Source organism: Cellulomonas sp. (genome assembly GCF_965229465.1).
Classification (GTDB): domain Bacteria; phylum Actinomycetota; class Actinomycetes; order Actinomycetales; family Cellulomonadaceae; genus Cellulomonas.
Map to the genome: position 1 here is coordinate 4,012,347 of NZ_OZ245882.1, position 16,520 is coordinate 4,028,866.

Annotated in this window: 14 protein-coding genes; 6 read left to right on the forward strand and 8 right to left on the reverse strand. The window is 71.4% G+C overall.

Annotated features, from left to right (window positions below; all coding sequences use genetic code 11):
- Positions 1 to 107: 107 nt before the first annotated feature.
- Positions 108 to 2,846: a cellulose binding domain-containing protein gene (locus tag ACO06A_RS18995; protein WP_421733745.1), complete on the reverse strand. Its 2,739-nt coding sequence runs from the start codon at positions 2,844 to 2,846 to the stop codon at positions 108 to 110.
- Between the two features lie 209 nt (positions 2,847 to 3,055).
- On the opposite strand from ACO06A_RS18995, the gene ACO06A_RS19000 reads away from it, so the two are divergent.
- The gene (locus tag ACO06A_RS19000) at positions 3,056 to 3,262 is read left to right on the forward strand and encodes a hypothetical protein (RefSeq protein ID WP_175347682.1); all 207 of its coding nucleotides are present in this window, start codon (positions 3,056 to 3,058) and stop codon (positions 3,260 to 3,262) included.
- Here ACO06A_RS19000 and ACO06A_RS19005 read toward each other — a convergent pair.
- The 4 genes from ACO06A_RS19005 to ACO06A_RS19020 form a co-directional block, all read right to left on the reverse strand.
- A complete protein-coding gene (locus ACO06A_RS19005) occupies positions 3,259 to 4,446 on the reverse strand; it encodes an App1 family protein (RefSeq protein ID WP_421733746.1) in 1,188 nt (395 codons plus the stop codon). The two genes, ACO06A_RS19000 and ACO06A_RS19005, sit on opposite strands and share 4 nt — an antisense overlap.
- Positions 4,443 to 5,003, reverse strand: a complete 561-nt coding sequence (locus ACO06A_RS19010; RefSeq protein ID WP_175347681.1) for a Dps family protein — start codon at positions 5,001 to 5,003, stop codon at positions 4,443 to 4,445. Before ACO06A_RS19010 ends, ACO06A_RS19005 begins: the two co-directional genes overlap by 4 nt.
- Before the next feature lie 95 nt (positions 5,004 to 5,098).
- Complete coding sequence (ligD, locus tag ACO06A_RS19015) at positions 5,099 to 5,977, reverse strand: non-homologous end-joining DNA ligase (protein WP_421733747.1); 879 nt, start codon at positions 5,975 to 5,977, stop codon at positions 5,099 to 5,101.
- The gene (locus tag ACO06A_RS19020) at positions 5,974 to 6,894 is read right to left on the reverse strand and encodes a DNA ligase (RefSeq protein ID WP_421736100.1); all 921 of its coding nucleotides are present in this window, start codon (positions 6,892 to 6,894) and stop codon (positions 5,974 to 5,976) included. Before ACO06A_RS19020 ends, ligD begins: the two co-directional genes overlap by 4 nt.
- A 90-nt stretch (positions 6,895 to 6,984) precedes the next feature.
- Here ACO06A_RS19020 and ACO06A_RS19025 point away from each other — a divergent pair, with 90 nt between their 5' ends.
- From ACO06A_RS19025 to ACO06A_RS19040, 4 genes are all read left to right on the forward strand, one after another.
- Positions 6,985 to 7,851, forward strand: coding sequence for a Ku protein (locus ACO06A_RS19025; RefSeq protein WP_421733748.1), 867 nt, complete (start codon positions 6,985 to 6,987; stop codon positions 7,849 to 7,851).
- Positions 7,848 to 8,888 carry a PHP domain-containing protein gene (locus ACO06A_RS19030; protein ID WP_421733749.1) on the forward strand — a complete coding sequence of 347 codons (1,041 nt, stop codon included), beginning with the start codon at positions 7,848 to 7,850 and terminating at the stop codon, positions 8,886 to 8,888. The genes ACO06A_RS19025 and ACO06A_RS19030 overlap by 4 nt, the downstream gene beginning before the upstream one ends.
- 144 nt (positions 8,889 to 9,032) lie before the next feature.
- A complete protein-coding gene (locus ACO06A_RS19035) occupies positions 9,033 to 9,314 on the forward strand; it encodes an HU family DNA-binding protein (RefSeq protein ID WP_175347676.1) in 282 nt (93 codons plus the stop codon).
- A gap of 93 nt (positions 9,315 to 9,407) precedes the next feature.
- Positions 9,408 to 9,806, forward strand: a complete 399-nt coding sequence (locus ACO06A_RS19040; RefSeq protein ID WP_421733750.1) for a Fur family transcriptional regulator — start codon at positions 9,408 to 9,410, stop codon at positions 9,804 to 9,806.
- Positions 9,807 to 9,812: 6 nt separating this feature from the next.
- Here ACO06A_RS19040 and ACO06A_RS19045 read toward each other — a convergent pair whose 3' ends face one another.
- Positions 9,813 to 10,301 (reverse strand): DUF6328 family protein, encoded by a 489-nt coding sequence (locus ACO06A_RS19045; RefSeq protein WP_421733751.1) that lies wholly within the window; start codon positions 10,299 to 10,301, stop codon positions 9,813 to 9,815.
- Positions 10,302 to 10,379: 78 nt separating this feature from the next.
- Between ACO06A_RS19045 and ACO06A_RS19050 the strand changes: the two genes are divergently transcribed.
- Positions 10,380 to 11,435, forward strand: coding sequence for a threonine aldolase family protein (locus ACO06A_RS19050; protein WP_421733752.1), 1,056 nt, complete (start codon positions 10,380 to 10,382; stop codon positions 11,433 to 11,435).
- Between the two features lie 42 nt (positions 11,436 to 11,477).
- On the opposite strand, the gene ACO06A_RS19055 is transcribed toward ACO06A_RS19050, so the two are convergent.
- Both ACO06A_RS19055 and ACO06A_RS19060 read right to left on the reverse strand, forming a co-directional pair.
- Positions 11,478 to 13,691: a cellulase family glycosylhydrolase gene (locus ACO06A_RS19055; protein ID WP_421733753.1), complete on the reverse strand. Its 2,214-nt coding sequence runs from the start codon at positions 13,689 to 13,691 to the stop codon at positions 11,478 to 11,480.
- An 82-nt stretch (positions 13,692 to 13,773) separates the two neighbouring features.
- Complete coding sequence (locus ACO06A_RS19060) at positions 13,774 to 16,374, reverse strand: glycoside hydrolase family 6 protein (protein WP_421733754.1); 2,601 nt, start codon at positions 16,372 to 16,374, stop codon at positions 13,774 to 13,776.
- Between the last annotated feature and the right edge of the window lie 146 nt (positions 16,375 to 16,520).

Sequence of the window (16,520 nt, forward strand, 5' to 3'; positions counted from 1 at the left end):
TACGTCAAGGGACCGAAGTCCCGGCCCGCCGCGGGGTCGGTGCGGCGGGCCGGGCCAGGGTGCGGGGTGGGCGGCGGGTCCGTGTCACGCGCCCCCCACCCCGCAGCTCATCCGTTCGCGCAGGTGGTGCCGTTCAGCACGAACGCGGCCGGCTTGGTGTTGGTCCCGGTGTGGGACCCGTTGAACCCCAGCTCCACGCTGCCGCCGGCGGGGATCGACCCGTTCCAGGCGGCGTTGGTCACCGTCACGGTCGACCCGGTCTGCGTGTACGCGCCGGACCAGAGGTTGGTGATCTGCTGACCCGCGGGGAACGTGAACGCGAGCTTCCAGCCCGTGATCGCCGCGCTGCTGCCGTTGGTGATCTTCACCGACGCCGTGAAGCCGGTGTTCCAGTCGTTGGTCGTGTACCTCACCGTGCACACGCCGGGCTGGACGGTGGGCGTGGGCGTCGAGGTTGCCGTCGGTGTCGGTGTGGGCGTGGGTGTAGAGGTTGCCGTCGGGGTCGGGGTCGGGGTGGTGGTCGGGTCCGTGCCCGTCAGGTTGCCGACGATGATGCCGCGGCCGTTGGTGCCCACGTAGACCCGCCCGTAGACGTCGGGGTCACCGATCACCACCGAGCCCGTCCAGCCCCACTGGTGCTGGTCGTCGTTGATCCGGACCCAGGTGGCGCCGGCGTCGATCGAGCGGAAGATCCCGCGGACCCCGCTGATCTTGGACGACGTGTAGATGGCCGGGTAGGAGGCGCCGGGTGCGGCCTTGCCGAACCCGATGGCGTCGCCCTGGTCGACCGCGGCGATCTTGGTGAACGTCGCGCCCGAGTTGGTCGAGTGCCACATCCCGTAGGTCCCCGTGGTGGTGCCACCGGTGAGCCAGACGTCGCCCTCGCGCCCCGGGACCGCGGCGAAGCGGACGTTGCCCGCGCTCGGCAGGCCGGTGGCCGCCGAGGCGGTGAACGTGACGCCGCCGTCAGTCGAGGTCCAGAAGGTGCCGCCGGAGAACGCGTAGAACTTCAGCGGGTTGACCCGGTCGGACTCGACGCGGGCGCCGGTGGCCGGTCCCGTCGACCTCGTCCAGCTGGAGCCCAGGGTCGACGACGTGTGCACGCCGGCGCCGTCGGCGCTCCAGACGATCCGGCTGCCGTCGGCGCCCATCGCGACATTGCCGCCGCCGGTCACGCCGCCCGGCTCCTGACCCGCCCACCAGGAGCTGCCGCCGGAGGTGGAGACGCTGATGTGGGAGCTGCCGGCGTCGCCGGAGCCGACGCGCACCATGGTGGCCGGTGCCTTCTCCGCGAAGTCGGTGCCGTTGACCGAGCCCATGAACGGGGCGGTCGCCGAGTAGGCGGACGGCGCCTTGGTGATGTCGGTGTGCACAAACCCGCCGATGTCGCCGAGGCCGGAGACCAGCTGGGTGGCACCCGGAGGGGCCGCCAGGTCGAGCACGGCGGTCTCCTCGAGGCCCTGCGCCTTGACGGAGACGGCCACCTTGCCGCCGGTGTCCCACGCGGTCAGGTTGGAGCCGCCGTAGATCGTGGCGCCCGTGCCGTAGAGGAACGAGTTGGAGTCGAACGGGTCGATCTCGAACGACTCCGTCATCCAGCCGAGCTTCGGGCTGGGCTCCGGCGGTGCGGCCTGCTTGCCGAACGTGAGCCACCCGGACCCCGAGATGTCGAGCGTGTACCGCAGGGTGCGGTCGGGGTAGCCGTTCCAGTCCCAGATCCGGGACCACGTGGCACCGCGGTCGGTGGACCGGAACACCTGGATGTCCGGGAACCACGAGATCTGCGTGACGGCCATGATCGTGTCGGGGTCCTTGCGGTCGATGGTCAGACCCGAGTACCCGAAGTAGTTGTCCGTGCTCGAGGACGGCACGGGGCTGATCTGGGTCCACGCGCCGGTGGCCGCGTCGAGCCGCCAGAGGTCGCCGTGGCCGCCGTCGTACGGGCCGCCCGTGTCGCTCGTCGCGATGTAGAGCTGCTTGCCGACGGCGTCGAACACGCCCTTGTGCGCGATGTACCCCGTCGGCTGCCCGGCGATCCGCGACCACGTGGCCCCGGCGTCGGTGGACGTGTAGACGGTGTTCTCCTTGTCGGCCACGCCCACGTAGATCGTCCTCGTCGGCGACCCCTTCGTGCCGCTCGTGGGATCGAACGTGACCCACACGACGCCCTGGTTGGTGGTCAGGTACCCGTTGGGGTCGCTGGGGTCCTGCGCGTAGTTGCCCACGTTGGTGAAGCTGGACACCTTGCCCCACGTCACGCCCGAGTCGGTGCTCCGCCACAGGCCGTTGCCGCCCTCGGTGCCGAAGTACAGGACGCGGTCGTCGTTCGGGTCCACCTGGAGCCGCTCGCCCATGCCGCGGCCCGGCATGTTGCCGCCGACCTTGAACGGCAGGGTCGTCTTGGCCCAGGTGGCCCCGCGGTCCGACGACCGCAGGATCGCGCCGTTGTTCGGGTCCCAGCTGTTCGTGTACGTGCCGACGGCGGCGAACACCTTGTTCGGGTTCACCGGGTCCGTGGCCAGCGACAGGACGCCGTTGTGGCTCCAGTCGTCCCAGCCGACGTGGTCGAGCAGGGGGATCCACCGCTTGGTGGTCTGGTCGAGACGGTAGGCGCCGCCGATGTCGGTCCGGGCGTAGACGAGGCCCTTCTCGGACTGGTTGTAGATGATCCCGGGGACGAAGCCGCCCCCGACGATCTCGACGTTCCCCCAGGTGTAGGGGGAGGCGGCGGCGTGGGCGGCATCCTGGGTGGCGACGGCGACGAGTGCGCTGGCGACCAGGGCGCCGGCTGCGGCGAGGGCCGCGAGCCGGGCGGGCGTGCGGGCGACGAGCGAGGGGGCGGACATCCGCTGCACTCCTTCGTGATGGCGGTGAGGCACGCCCGGCGGCGGTGCCGGGGTCCCTGGGATCGCCGCCGAGCGACGATCGCCGCGACCGTATCGAAGCGCTTCGAACGCGCAGCAGAGCGTGAATCGTTTAGTCCGTCCGCGGGACGGTGTCGACCACGGGCTGGTCCGCGGGTGCGGCGGCGGACGCCGAGCGGTAGAACCGGACCATGAGCCGCGACCGCGACCTGACGTCCGACCCCTCCGCCGAGCACCTCGCCGACCCCGCACGTGCTCAGGCCGAGCTCGATGCCGCCGATGCACGCTCGGGCGGCAACCCCGACAACGCCCCGCGGTCGCTGCACGCGGTCGAGCTCGAGGCGGACGACGAGGCGATCGCCAGCAGCGACGAGTGGGACGACCCCGAGCGTCTCTAGGACAGGTCGACGCCGCGTTCGCGGACGCCCCGCAGCAGTGCCTTGCCGTCCTCGCCCTGGATGACGGGGATGCCGTCCGGCCGGCGGGCGGCGTCCTGCTCGGCGCGGACCTGGTCCGTCGTCGGGACGGGCACGCCGTGCGCGAGGACGTGCTCGCCGAAGGTCAGCTGCCGGATGAGGATGGCCCGGACCCGCTCGGGGAAGTGCTGGGCCGCACCCGCGTAGATCTGCGGGTCGCGCTGGCCGTCGTCGCCCACGAGCACCCACTGGACGTCCGGCAGCTCGGCGAACAGCCGACGCAGCTGGGCCACCTTGTGCGCGGGTCCGCTGCGGAACCAGCCGCTGTTGGTGGGGCCCCAGTCCGTGAGCAGCAGCGGGCCGGCGGGGTACCGATGGCGCCGCAGGAAGCGGGCGAGTGTCGGTGCGGCGTTCCAGGCGCCGGTGGAGAGGTAGACCACCGGGGTCTCGCGGTGGCCCGTCCGCAGCTCCGCGTACAGGCGCGCCATGCCGGGGACGGCCTCGCGCGCGTTCTCGTGCCGCATGAACACGTTCCAGGCGGCGACGAACGGACGTGGCAGACGCGTCACCATGACGGTGTCGTCGATGTCACTGACGATCCCCACCCGCACGTCCGGACCGATCACGTGCACCGGGGCGGTCGCGGTGGCCCCGTCCGCGGTCGTGAGGCGGACGTCGTGCCAGCCGGGTGCGAGGTCGGACTCCAGGACGGTGTCGACGTACCCGCCGCGGTCGGTGACCACGCGGTGGGTGCGGTCGCCCACCTGCACCTCGAGCTCGGCGCCGGAGACCTGGGCCGTCGCGAAGCTGCGCCAGCCCCGGAGCGCGGTGGCGGACCGGGCGCCCGCCTGCGCGCTCCCGCCCGCGCCGGGGAGGTCCTCGTCGCGGACGTGGGGGGCAGCCAGGAGGGTTCGGGCCAGGACGCGGACCCACCCCGTGGCGCCGTACCCGGCGTAGGGCTCGATCCGGACCGTCCAGCCCCGGCCGCGCAGCCGGTGCGCCACGGCCCGGTCGAACCCGTTCTCGAGCCGCGCGGCGAGATGGGTGCGGGGGACCGACGAGGCGGGGTTGGTCGGGGCGGCGGACGGCCCGCCGGGGCGTGCGGTACGAAGCACCGGCCCGCCGCCGGACTCGGCGACGGGCCGGGCGCTGGGGGATGCGCTCACGCGGTGTCCTTGGCGGACGCCTTCCGCGCGGCTGTCTTCTCGCTCTGCGCGTTGCCGGTCGTCAGGACCCCGCCCGCGGACTCGAGGTGGGCCCGGACGAACCAGTGGAAGAGCTCCAGCTCGTGCAGGTGACCCACCAGCAGGTCGTTGGTGACGTCATCGATCTCCTCGACGTCCTTGGCGGCCTTCCGGTGGTCCTCGATGACCCCGACGTACACGACGTCCAGGGCGCCGAGGTGCGCGATCGCGCTGTCACGCCCGATCGAGTAGTCCTCCCACGTCCGGTTCTTCACCAGCTCGCCCGGTGTGCCCACCGGCGCGACCCCGAGGGTGGCGATCCGCTCGGCGATGGCGTCGACCATCAGCCGCACGGCGTCGACCTGCGGGTCGAGCATCTCGTGCACCGCGATGAAGTGCGGCCCGACGACGTTCCAGTGGATGTGCTTGAGCGTCAGCGCCAGGTCGTTCAGTGCGTCCAGGCGCGTCTGGAGGACCGCAGCGACGTCGGCACCCTCCTGGAGCGTCAGGGACGGGACGGTGTACTTCGGCAGGACCATGGGGCCTTCCTTCGTTCTGTCGTTCGATGGCGCGGGGTTTCTGCCCGACTGCCTCCACCGTGTCAAAGGTGGGCGGGTGCCGCCATCCGAACCGGTCAGGCGAAGGGGTCACCGAGGTCGGTCAGCCGGCCTGCGACCTCGTCCGGCGTCAGCTGCTGGAGCCCGGGACCGATCTCGTCCCACCACCGGGGTGCCGCGACGTGCGGGAGGTCCCGGCCGCGCAGCGAGTACGGGGTGATCGTGGTCTTCGCGGGGTGGTTCTGCGACCAGTCGATGAGCACCTTGCCGCCGCGGATGTCCTTCTTCATGACCGCCACGACCAGGTCGGAGTGCGCAGCGGCGATCTCGTAGGCGATGTCGCGCGCGTACTGCCGGACCTCGAGCACGGTCTGCGTGCCGGGCAGCGGCGCGTACAGCTGCATGCCCTTGCTGCCGGACGTCACCGGCACCGTGGTCCCGAGCCCGTCCTCGCGCAGCCGGTCCGCCACGAGGTGGGCCACGACGGCGCACTCCGCCAGCCCGGCGGGGGCTCCGGGGTCCAGGTCGACCACCAGCCTGTCGGGCTTGTGGATCTTGCCGCGCGGACCCACGCGCCACTGCGGGGTGTGCAGCTCGAGCGCGCCCTGGTTGGCCGCCCAGACGAGCCCGGCCAGGTCGTCGAGGAACGGCAGCTCCAGCTCCGCCCCCTCGTCCTCGGCGCCGGGCGCTGCGCGCAACGTCTGCCGGCGGACCCAGTCGGGTGCGCCGCGCGGGGTGTTCTTCTCGAAGAACTTCTCGCCTCCGACCCCGCCGGGCCAACGGATCCGGGTCACCGGTCGGTCCTTGAGCTGCGGGAGGATCGCCGGCGCCACCTGGACCAGGTAGTTCATCACCTCGGCCTTGGTCATCCCCGTGGACGGGTACATGACCTTCTCCAGGTGGCTGACCCGCACCTGGCGGCCCTCGACGTCGACCATCTGCCGTTCAGGTGTCATGGCTGCTCCCACGGGTCGGCGTCGGTGTCGGTCCGGACCGCCCGCACGACCGGCTGCCGCAGCCGACCGGTGGGGTTCCGGGCGAGGTACAGGGTGTCGACGACCACCGTCGGCTCGCACCACCGGGTGCCGCGCGCATCGATCGGAGGCACCTCGTCGTCGAAGGGTGAGTCGGCCCGCGGCACCAGGAGCTTCTGCAGCTCCGTCGCCCGCTTGCCCGTCAGTCCGCTGCCTGCACGGCCGAGGTACCGCAGGGCGCCGTCGGCGTCGCGCGCGCCGAACAGGACCGCGCCCATCCGGCCCGAGCCGTTGGTCTCCTCGCGCCAGCCGCCGACGAGGGCCGCGCGGGTGCGTCGGTGCGGAGCCTTGACCCAGTCGTGGGAGCGCCGGCCGGGCACGTACGTGGACGACCGGCGCTTGGCGACGACGCCCTCCAGACCCAGCCCCTTGGTGACCTCCCAGAGCTCGGCGCCGTCGGGGTACACGGGGGAGAGCTGCACCTGGTCGGGGAGCTGGAGCCCGGTCAGTGCCTCCCGGCGCTCGTCGTAGGCCCGGCCGGTGAGGTCCACGCCGCCCAGCCGCAACGCGTCGAACAGCAGGAACGTCACCGGTCGCTGGGCAGCGAGCGCCTCCGCGCGGCGAGGCTCCCGGACGTGCATCCGCTCGGCGAGGGCGGTGAACGACGGGATCCCGTCGGCCATGAGCACGATCTCGCCGTCGAGGATCGCGTCCGGCACCGCGCCGAGTCCGGCCAGCTCGGGGTACGCGACGGTGATCTCCCGCTCGTTGCGGCTCCACAGCCGCAGCCGGCCCGAGGTCGTGTCCGCCAGCGCGCGCACGCCGTCCCACTTGACCTCGAACGCCCACTCGGGCCCGCGCGGAAGCTCCGCCGGACCGGTCGCAGGGGTGGCGAGCATGGGCTCCACGGGTCCATCCTGCCCATAGGAGGTCGCGCGAGGCGCGGTCGACATCCACATGCCCTGCTGCCATCGACGGAGGACACGGCCATGCGAGCGATCTGGAAGGGTGCCGTCGCGTTCGGGCTGGTCAACGTCCCGGTGCGTCTGTACTCGGCGACGGGCGAGCACGAGGTGACGCTGCACCAGGTGCACAAGGAGGACGGCGGCCGGATCCGGTACCGCAAGTTCTGCAGCATCGACAACGAGCCCGTGGAGATGTCGGACATCGCCAAGGGCTACGAGACGGACGACGGCGAGCTCGTCGTCCTGACCGACGAGGACTTCAAGTCCCTGCCGCTGTCCACCGAGCGCGAGATCGAGGTGCTCGAGTTCGTGCCGGTGGACCAGGTGGACCCGATCCTGCTCCAGAAGACGTACTACCTCGAGCCGGAGAAGACCGCCGCCAAGCCCTACGCGTTGCTGCGCGGCGCGCTCGAGCAGGCCGACCGGGTCGCGGTGGTCAAGGTGGCGCTGCGTCAGCGCGAGTCGATGGCGATCCTGCGCGTCCGCGACAACGTGATCGTCATGCAGACGCTCCTGTGGCCCGACGAGGTGCGCGCTGCCGACTTCCCGATCCTCGAGGACGACGTGTCCGTGCGACCGCAGGAGCTGGCCATGGCCGCGTCCCTGGTCGAGTCGCTCGCGGCCGATTTCGACCCGTCGCAGTACGAGGACCGCTACGCGGGTGCGCTCGAGCAGCTGATCGAGGCCAAGGTGTCGTCGGGCAGCACCCGCGCGGTGCCGCTCCCGGCCGGTGAGGAGGCCGCTGCCGACGGCGGCGGCGACGTCGTCGACCTGCTGGCGGCGCTCCAGCGCAGCGTCGAGAAGGCGCGCGGCGCCAGGGGTGAGGAGCCGGCGAAGGACGACGAGAAGCCGAAGGCCAAGCCGAAGAAGGCCAAGGCCAAGGCGTCGTGAGCGCGGCGGACCGGCAGGCCGATGCCGTCGCCGCGCTGAGACGGATCGCGTTCCTGCTTGAGCGCGCCCAGGCGAGCCCCTACCGCAGCGAGGCCTTCCGCAAGGCGGCCGTCAGCGTCGAGAAGCAGGCACCCGACCGCCTGACGGCGCTCGCCGCGTCGGGCTCGCTGGCCGACCTGCCGTCGGTCGGCGCCCGGACGGCCGACGTCGTCGCGCACGTGCTGCGCAGCAAGCGGGTGGAGTACCTCGACACGCTCGAGGCCGAGTACGCGGCGGCGCGGGCGGCCGACGCCGATCCGCGCGCGCTCGCGCTGCGGGAGGCGCTGCGCGGCGACCTGCACGCGCACACCGAGGCATCGGACGGTGCGACGCCGATCCAGGAGATGGTGCTGGCGGCCCTCGAGCTGGGCCACGAGTACCTCGCCATCACCGACCACTCGCCCCGGCTCACCGTGGCCAACGGGCTGTCGGCGTCACGGCTGCGCGCGCAGCTCGACCAGGTGGCCGCGCTGAACCGCGCGGTGGGCCCGTTCCGCGTGCTGACCGGGATCGAGGTCGACATCCTCGACGACGGCGGCCTCGACCAGGACCCGGACCTGCTGGACCAGCTCGACGTCGTCGTCGCGTCCGTCCACTCGAAGCTCCGCATGGAGTCGGGGCCGATGACGCGCCGGATGATCGCGGCGGTGAGCAACCCGCGCACCGACGTCCTCGGCCACTGCACGGGCCGCCAGATCAAGGGCAAGAGCCGGCCGCAGAGCGAGTTCGACGCGCGCGCGGTGTTCGACGCCTGCGCGGCGCACGGGGTCGCGGTGGAGATCAACTGCCGGCCCGACCGGCTCGACCCGCCGCACGAGCTCCTGGCGATCGCGATCGACGCCGGCTGCGACTTCTCCATCGACACGGACGCCCACGCACCCGGCCAGCTGGACTGGCTCATGGCGGGCTGCGCGCGCGCCGCCGAGCACGACCTGGAGCCCGCCAGGGTGATCACGACGCTGCCGGTCGAGGGGCTCCTGGCGCGTACCCACGGGTGACACGACACGCCCGATGCACGGAAACATGCCTGTCCCGGGTTAGTGTCAGCCGATCGTCCCCGGTTGCCGCGGTTCTGCCGCGCGCCCGGGGGATGGCCCGGTAGTGGGCCTGCATGTCCGAATGAACACAGAGGAGCACATCCAGTGAGCGTGAACCGCACCGAGCTCGTCCAGGCCGTCGCGGCCAAGACCGGCCTGTCCAACACCGACGCGGACAAGGCCCTCAAGGCCTTCCAGGAGGTTCTCGTCGAGAACCTCAGCAACGGCGAGGCCGTCACGATCCCCGGCTTCCTGGCCGTCGCCCGCGCCGAGCGCGGCGCCCGTACCGGCATCAACCCCCAGACGGGTGAGAAGCTCGAGATCCCCGCGGGCTACCGCGTGAAGCTCACGGCCGGCAGCGCCCTCAAGCGCGCCGTCCAGGGCTGACCCCAGCACCTCGACCGGGCCCTCGATCCTTCGGGATCGGGGGCCCGGTCGCGTTATGGTGGGAACCAGTCTCAGCAAGAGGGGGTCGTTCTGATGGTGGTCGTGCCGCGGCAGACGCGCCAGCGTGCCGAGATCCTCGACCTCCTGGAGGACCTCGACGAGTTCCGCAGCGCCCAGCAGCTGCACGAGATGCTGCGCGCCCGGGGATCGAGCGTCGGCCTGGCCACCGTGTACCGGGCGGTGCAGAGCCTGTCCGAGCACGGTGACGTGGACGTGCTGCGTACCGAGGAGGGGGAGTCCGTCTACCGTCGGTGCGCGCAGCGCAGCCACCACCACCACCTCGTGTGCCGCTCGTGCGGCCGCACGGTCGAGATCGACGCGGGTCAGGCCGAGGCGTGGGCCGCCCAGGTAGGAGCGGCGCACGGCTTCGACGACGTGGACCACACCATCGAGCTGGTGGGCACGTGCGCGAGCTGCCGGGCGACGGCCTGAGGGTCGTCAGTCGCGCGCCCGGCGGGCGAGCAGCCGCGGGAACGCCCACCACAGCGACGTGATCACGGTGATCGACACGATCCCCACCGCCCGGCCGGCCGCCCGGCTGAGCACCACGTCGAACACCAGCATCGCGCTGCCGGCCATGACGATCGCGAGGACCACCAGACCGGCCCGCGCGAGCCGGTTGCCCGCCGAGACCAGCTCGGGCTTGAGGCGCTGACGGAACAGCACCCTGTGCAGGCTCGCGGGGGCCGTGATGAGGGTGGTCGCCAGGACGGCCATCGCGACGAGCACCAGGTACAGGTCCTCCTGGTAGGCGTCCAGGTCCGCGAACCTCTGCTGGAACGGGATCGTCAGCAGGAAGCCCGTGAGGATCTGCGTGCCCGTCTGCGTGACCCGGAGCTCCTGCATGAGCTCGTCCCAGTTGCGGTCCGCGCGCTCGTTGTGGGTCTCCCGACGGCCGTCGTCCGGTGCTGCGTCGTCCTCGTGCACCTGGTCCTCCCTCGTGGTCTGGTCGGATCATCCCGTACCGGCCCGCCGTGCGCAGGCGCAGCCGTGACGTCGGGGAAGATGGACCCCGTGACCCGACTGCATGACGCCGACCGCCGCGACTTCGCCTCCGACAACTACGCGGGGGTGCACCCGGAGGTGCTCGCTGCGATCGCGGAGGCCAACGGTGGCCACCAGACCGCGTACGGCGAGGACGTGTACACGTCCCGGCTCCAGGAGGTCGTCGCTCAGCACTTCGGGGACCAGGCCACCGCGTTCCCGGTGTTCAACGGCACGGGCGCCAACGTCCTGTCGCTCCAGTCGGTGCTCCCGCGCTGGGGGGCCGTGGTGTGCGCCGAGACCGCGCACATCCACACCGACGAGAACGGCGCGCCCGAGCGGATGGGCGGGATCAAGCTGCTCACGGTGCCCACAGCCGACGGGAAGCTGACGCCGGAGCTGGTGGCGACGCAGGCCTGGGGGTTCGGCGACGAGCACCGCGCGCAGCCCGGCGTCGTCTCGATCACGCAGGCCACCGAGCTGGGCACCGTCTACACGCCCGACGAGGTGCGCGCGCTGGCGGACCAGGCCCACGAGCACGGCATGCGGCTGCACCTCGACGGGGCTCGGATCTCCAACGCCGCGGCCGCCCTCGACGCCCCGCTGCGCGCCTTCACCACCGACGCGGGCGTCGACATCCTGTCCCTCGGGGGTACCAAGAACGGCCTCCTGTTCGGCGAGGCCGTGGTCGTGCTGGACCCCGCGGCGGACGGCGGCCTGACCTACCTGCGCAAGATGGACATGCAGCTCGCGTCCAAGATGCGGTTCGCCTCCGCGCAGCTGGTGGCTCTGTTCGAGGGCGACCTGTGGCTGCGCTCGGCGCGGCACGCGAACGCGATGGCGGCCCGGCTGCGCGCGGGTATCGAGCACCTGCCGGGGGTGCAGGTGACCCGGCCCACGCAGGCGAACGGGATCTTCGTGATCTTCCCCGCCGGGGTGGCCGACGTGCTGCGCCGCCGGTGGCGGTTCTACGACTGGATCGTCGAGACCGGCGAGGTCCGGCTGATGTGCGCGTTCGACACCACCGAGGCCGACGTGGACGAGCTGGTCACCGCGGTCAAGGACGCCGTCGCCTGAGGCGCGGGGGTCCGCACGCCCGGAACCCCCGCGCCTGGGCCGTCATCGCACGGTGCAGGCCGCGCCGTTCACCGTGAACGCGGTCGGTGCGATGTTGGTGCCGGTGTGCGAACCGTTGAACCCGATCTCGGTGCTCGCCCCGGGCGTGAGCGTCGAGTTCCAGGCCAGCCCCGTCGCCGTCACCGACGAGCCGGTCTGGCTGAACGTCGCGCTCCAGCCCTGCGTCACCGTCTGGCCGTTGGCGAACGAGAACCCGAGCGTCCACCCCGACAGGGCGGTCGTGCCGGTGTTGGTGACCCGGATGGAGCCGGTGAACCCTGAGCTCCAGCTGTTCGCGGTGTAGGTCACGGCGCACGAGCCCGTGGCAACGTCGGGCGCGGTGTACGCCGTCAGCGCGGTGGAGGCCACCGACCGGTTGCCGGCCGCGTCCTTCGCCACCACCGTGAACACGTAGGACGTCCCCGGGGCCAGACCCGTCGCGGTCCAGCTCGGAGTCGTGCTGCTGCCGACCAGTGTGCCCGCCCGGTAGACGTCGTACCCGGTCACCGCCACGTTGTCGGTGGAGGCCGTCCACCGCAGCGGGATCGTGGTGGTGGTGCCGGTCCCGGCCTCGAGACCCGTCGGGGCCGAGGGCGCCACGGTGTCGGTGCTGCCGCCCACGGCCGTCCTCGCGGTCGCGGCGGCCGACGCCGCGGACACGTTCCCGGCCACGTCCTTGGCCCGCACGGTGAACGAGTACGCCGTGTCCGCCGTCAGCCCGGTGACCGTGAGGGCGGTCGTCGTGGTGGTCCCCACGAGCGTGGTACCGCGGTACACCTCGTACCCCGCGACCCCGGAGCCGGCGTCCGTGGACGGCGACCAGGTGAGGGGGACGGTCGTGGTCGAGGGCGTCCCGGCGGCGAGGTTCGTCGGCACGGTCGGTGCCGTCGTGTCACCGGATTGCCCGCCCACCTCCGAGAGCGACTTGCCCGTCGTGCTGCCCGCCCCGCCCAGCTTGACGGTGTGGTCGAGGCTGACGAACTTGCCACCGTCCTGCCACAGCGAGGGCTTGAGCAGCGTGTACTTCGCCTCGTCCCAGGTGGTCCAGTCGTAGTTCAGCAGCCCGCCGGTGTCCCCGGAGTTCGGGTTGAGCACCCAGAACGTGTGGCTGAGCCGACGCTCGACGATGAGGTCGCGGATGGCGTTCATCCACTTCTCGTTCCGACCGCCGTCCAGGAACCCGCCCCACTCGCCGATGAGCAGGGGGGAGACGTTCTGCTTGTGCAGGTAGAGCCAGTTCGGGTCCCACACGTCGCGCTCGAGCGTCGTCCGGTCCCACGTGCCCTGGAACCACGGCTGGTCGAACACCAGCGGCCCGTAGTCGTGCGGCGAGTACACGAGCTGGTCCTGGTTGGAGCCCAGGTCGATCGGGAAGTCCTTCGCGCCGCGCAGGTTCCCGCCCCACCACGTGCCGTAGTAGTCGGTCAGGCCCGTCGACGTCCACGGCACGCCCGGCTTCGGGTAGACCTCGATGCCCTCGACGAAGATCAGCCAGTGCGGGTTGATGGCGAGGATCTTGCGGCCCGCGGTCTGGGCGAAGTTCTTGAAGTTGTCCTTGTCGGTCGAGCCGTCCCACTTGGCCCGCTCGGTGGCGCCCTGGGCACCGTGCGGCTCGTTCTTCACGTCCGCGCCGATGATCGTGTCGTTGTTCTTGTACCGTTCGGCCACCCACTCCCAGCCGGCGTACACGTCGTCGGTGGTGATGGACCCCTTCCACCACACCGGGTAGACGTGGCCCGCGTTGTCCGCCTCGGCGCTGTGCACGTCGAGGAAGACCTTGATGCCGTACCTCTCGCACAGGGTCAGCCAGTAGTCGAAGATCTGGAGGCTGTTCAGGCCCTCGAGCTCGGGGTTGGCGTAGGTGTTCACGTTCGGCTTCAGGAACGTCCCCGCCTTCCACTCCAGCAGCAGCTGCGTGGAGATGGGGACGCGGACCGTGTTGATGCCGCGGTCGGCCATGGCCTTGGTGAGCGTGGTGATGTTCGCGGACCAGAGGCCGTGGAAGACGCGTTCGCTCGCGTTGAACCCGAACCAGTTGGTGCCCGTCAGCCACACCTCCTTGCCGGCCTCGTCGACGATCTTGTTGCCCGACACGTGCAGCCAGTCGTCGCCGGCGGCCGCCTGGGCGGGGACGGCTCCGAGGACGAGCGGGGCGGTCAGGGCGGCCGTGGCGGCGACGCTCGTCGCGAGCACGCGCAGACGGTGGGTGGAAGACACGGGTTCTCCTCGAGGTGGTGGGTCCGGAACGGGCGAGCGGGGGCCCTCCGGCTGGAGGACCCCCGCTCGTCGTTCCGCTAGGTCACGCGATGGTGCAGGCTGCACCGTTGATCGTGAAGGCGGTGGGCGCGTTGTTCGTGCCCGTGTGCGAGCCGTTGAACCCGATGTCCACGCTCTGACCGGCAGCCAGGCTGCCGTTCCACGCGGCGTTCTTCGCGGAGACGGCCGTGCCGGACTGCGACCACTCGGCGCTCCAGCCCTGGGTGACCGTCTGGCCGTTGGCGAACGAGAAGCCGAGGGTCCAGCTGGACAGGGCCGCGGTGCCGGTGTTGGTGACCTTCACCGAGGCGGTGAAGCCGGTGTTCCAGCTGCTCGCCGTGTACTTGACCGAGCACGCACCGGTGGACGTCCCCGACTGCGTGGTGGCCGAGACCGCCGCGGAGGCTGCCGAGACGTTATTGGCGGCGTCCTTGGCGCGGACCGTGAACGAGTACGTGGTGCCGGCGCTCAGGCCGGTCACGGTGTAGCTCGTCGAGGTGGTCGTGGCCACGAGCGTGGTGCCGCGGTAGACGTCGTAGCCGGTGACGGCCACGTTGTCGGTCGACGCGGCCCAGGACAGCGGGACCGACGTCGTGGTGGTCGTGCCGGCCGTCAGGCCCGTCGGCACCGAGGGGGCCGTCGTGTCCGTGACCGTGCCGGTCTGGGTGGTCGCCGAGACCGACGACGAGGCAGCCGAGACGTTGCCCGCCAGGTCCTTGGCCTTGACCGTGAACGAGTACGCGGTCCCGGCCGAGAGGCCGGTCACGGTGTAGCTCGTCGAGGTGGTGGTCGCCACGAGCGTGGTGCCGCGGTAGACCTCGTAGCCGGCGACGCCCGTGCCACCGGTGTTGTCCGTCGAGGCGTTCCAGGACAGCGGGACCGTGGTGGTCGTCGTCGTCCCGGCGGTCAGACCCGTCGGCACCGAGGGCGCCGTCGTGTCGGTGACCGTGCCGGTCGCGGTGGTGGCGGTGACGGCCGTGGAGGCTGCCGAGAGGTTCCCGGCGGCATCCTTGGCGCGGACCGTGAACGAGTACGCGGTGGCAGCCGTCAGGCCGGTCACGGTGTAGCTCGTCGTGGTGGAGGTACCGACCAGCGTGGTGCCGCGGTACACGTTGTAGCCGGTGACGGCCACGTTGTCGGTCGACGCGGTCCAGGACAGCGGGACCGTGGTGGACGTCGGCGTGCCCGCCGTCAGACCGGCCGGCACCGACGGCGCCGTCGTGTCGACCGGGGGAGTCGTGCCGCCCGCGAGCACCGGGTAGGCGTTGGCGACGAGGGTCTTGAACTGGTCCTCGAACCACTGACCGGCCAGCGGTGCGCCAGGCGTGGCGCCGGTGAGCTGGTTGCTCAGCTTGGGCGACACGAAGGTCGGGTCGCACATGCGGTCGAACCGCTTGCCCTGGTCGTTCGCGATGTCGGTGGACGCACCGTCGGACTCACCCGGGGGCTTGATCCAGACGAAGGCGTCGAGGTGCGAGGCCGCGTAGCCCGACGGCGTCGACTGGGGGAGCTCCCCGATACCGGCGCCGAGCGGGTTGCACCACGCGCCACGGTGGACGCGCTTGTCCACCCGGGACTCGTTGACGTAGGTGTTGTGGTTGGAGCTGGTCGACACGGCGGTCGGACGCGCCGGGCCGCCCCAGCCGTTGCGGGAGGTGTCGACGAGCATGCCGATCGACGACGGGAACCCGGCCGCGGTGAGCAGCTTGTACATGTGGGCGGTGTAGTCGAGCTCGTCGAAGTCGAAGTTCCACTCGTAGAACGAGCTCGACCGGATCGGCGTGCCGCCGACGGAGATCGTGGAGTCCGGCAGGTACGGCTCATTGAGCGGCGTCGTGTTGGCCACGTCGCTGACGAAGCCGTCGATCGACGCGAAGCCAGCCGTCGTGGACTTGGCCACGTCGGCGAAGAGCGTGGCGGAGGGACCGGCGTTGCTGTCCCAGCCGAGCCAGCCCGAGTGGCCGATGTCGATGTAGTTGTAGACGTTCGGGATGGCGTGCAGCTTGTCGAGCGCGTACTTCACGCCGGCCTTGTAGAACGGCGCGGCCTGCGCGCAGGCCGCCTCCGAGAGGTTGGTCGTGAGGTTCGGCAGCGAGTCGGGCTCGATCGTCGCGACGATCCGGATGTTCTGGTACTTGGCGTCGGACAGGAGCGCCGCGATGGCGTCGATGTACTCGGTCTTGTACCGGGCCAGGCCGGCGTCGCTGGCGGGGAGCTCGCCGTTGGACGCGAGGGCGAAGCAGTCGCGGCCGGGCAGGTCGTAGATGACCAGGTTGAACACGATCGGGCCGGAGCCCTTCTGGGCGACCGCGTTGTCCAGGTGGAACTTCAGACCGTTGCCGTCGGCGTTGCCGGTGATGGCGCTGATGCGGTCCATCCAGACGGCGGTCGGCTGCTTGGCCACCGTCCGCATCTTCGCCGCCAGGGTGGCGTCGCCGGCACGTGTGGCAGCGCTCTCAGCCGCTGCCGCGTACGTGGGGTTCACGTACTGCGTCGCGCCAGCGAAGGGGTTGTCGACGTGTGCCTCGGCCGCGCTCGCGCTCGTCGTGATGCACAGGGGGGCTGCGAGCAGCGCCATCGCTGCTGCTGCGGTGGCGGCCGCGCGCAAGCGCTGCCTCACCGCTCTCTTGCCGTGTGTGGACACGTAGTCCTCCGGGTGTCGATCGAACTGCCCGGTCGGCCTTCCCGTCCGGGCGCAAGTCGTCCGGGAAGTCCACGGCGACTGGTGGCTACATCACCACGAGGGCTTTCTGGGCGGCACGGGGCAAATCGTTTAGGTAGCGCCCGTTA

Coding starts and splice junctions, on each gene's coding strand:
- ACO06A_RS19050 (WP_421733752.1), top strand. CDS start 10,380: ATGGACCCCGTGACCCGACTGCATGACGCCGACCGCCGCGACTTCGCC.
- ligD (WP_421733747.1), bottom strand. CDS start 5,977: ATGACACCTGAACGGCAGATGGTCGACGTCGAGGGCCGCCAGGTGCGG.
- ACO06A_RS19040 (WP_421733750.1), top strand. CDS start 9,408: ATGGTGGTCGTGCCGCGGCAGACGCGCCAGCGTGCCGAGATCCTCGAC.
- ACO06A_RS19020 (WP_421736100.1), bottom strand. CDS start 6,894: ATGCTCGCCACCCCTGCGACCGGTCCGGCGGAGCTTCCGCGCGGGCCC.
- ACO06A_RS19025 (WP_421733748.1), top strand. CDS start 6,985: ATGCGAGCGATCTGGAAGGGTGCCGTCGCGTTCGGGCTGGTCAACGTC.
- ACO06A_RS19010 (WP_175347681.1), bottom strand. CDS start 5,003: ATGGTCCTGCCGAAGTACACCGTCCCGTCCCTGACGCTCCAGGAGGGT.
- ACO06A_RS18995 (WP_421733745.1), bottom strand. CDS start 2,846: ATGTCCGCCCCCTCGCTCGTCGCCCGCACGCCCGCCCGGCTCGCGGCC.
- ACO06A_RS19000 (WP_175347682.1), top strand. CDS start 3,056: ATGAGCCGCGACCGCGACCTGACGTCCGACCCCTCCGCCGAGCACCTC.